Annotated in this window: 1 protein-coding gene; it reads right to left on the bottom strand. The window is 73.0% G+C overall.

Features of this window, described 5'->3' with window-relative positions:
* Positions 1 to 106: 106 nt before the first annotated feature.
* Positions 107 to 1,136 (bottom strand): family 16 glycoside hydrolase (locus AB0G02_RS41610; protein ID WP_360806507.1); only part of this gene is annotated, 1,030 nt, incomplete at its 5' end.

The raw sequence follows: 1,136 nt of genomic DNA, 5'->3' as shown, positions 1-1,136 counted from the left end.
GCCTATGCGGGGGGGGGGGCGCTTGTCGACCCGCCCCCGGCCCCCCCGCCCCCCCCGCCGCGGCCGCCCCCCCCCCCGGGGCGGGGCGCCCCCGGGGTGTCGTGCGCTACCCGAGCGGTTCGACCCAGATGTTGCGGAAGCGGACGTTCTCACCGGGGTCGCCGTGGTCCTGGAGCCGGAGCGGTCCCGCGGTCGGGCCCTCGGCCGCGCCGTTGCCGGTCGGCCCGTCGATCGCGAAGTCCTGGTGCACGGTCACGCCGTTCCACACCACGGTGACGCGGGCGTTCTCGGTCTTCACGCCCGCGCTGTCGAAGCGGGCCGCCCGGAACGTGACGTCGTAGGTCTGCCACGTCTGCGGTGCGGTGGCGGCGTTGGACGACGCGGCCCTCTTGAGGTAGATGCTCGCCGCGTCGTCGGCGGCCAGCGCCTGCTTGCCGTAGCTGTCCAGGATCTGGAGCTCGTAGCGGTCCTGGAGGTACACGCCGCTGTTGGCGCGCTGCTGGCCGGTCACGGTGGACGGCAGGTTCGGCAGCCAGAACTCCAGGTGCAGCTTGAAGTCCCCGAACACCTGCCGGCTGCGGATGTCACCGCCGAGCGCCTCCATCGAGCCGCCCGAGACCGGCCACGACGGCGCGCTGCCGTCGGCGTTGCGCCAGTTCTCCGTGCCGCCCCCGCTGTAGAGGGCGACGCGCTGGGCCGGGGTGACGGTGAGGTAGTCCAGGTTGACGTGCCCGATGTCGCCGCTGTCCACCTTGTAGGCGATGGTGTTCGCGCCCGCCCTCAGCGTCAACGCCTCGGTGTGCGTCGCCCACGTGTCCCAGGTGCCCGTGTCGGCCAGGGCGACCTGCCTGACCTTCGCGCCGTTGACGTAGACGCTGACGGTCTTGGTCCCGGACGACGGGTTGGGCCCGTTGCTGTAGCGCAGGCCGACGTTGTGCGAACCGGCCGTCGTCGCGTTCACGGCGAACCTGGTGGTCGCGCCGGCGGTGCCGTAGCCGTCGACGAAGCCCGCGCCGGAGTAGCCGGTGTGGTCGGTGTTGACCCCGGCGCCACCGGACAGGGCCGCGCTCTCCGCCTCGAACGACTGGGTGGCCGACGGCGCGGTGCCCACGAGGTTGTTGAGCGTGTACCAGGCC

Source organism: Actinosynnema sp. NPDC023658 (assembly GCF_040639995.1).
In the GTDB taxonomy this organism is placed as follows: Bacteria; Actinomycetota; Actinomycetes; order Mycobacteriales; family Pseudonocardiaceae; genus Actinosynnema.
The sequence above is the reverse complement of the archived record's forward strand: the minus strand, read 5'-3'. Positions and strand labels throughout refer to the sequence as shown.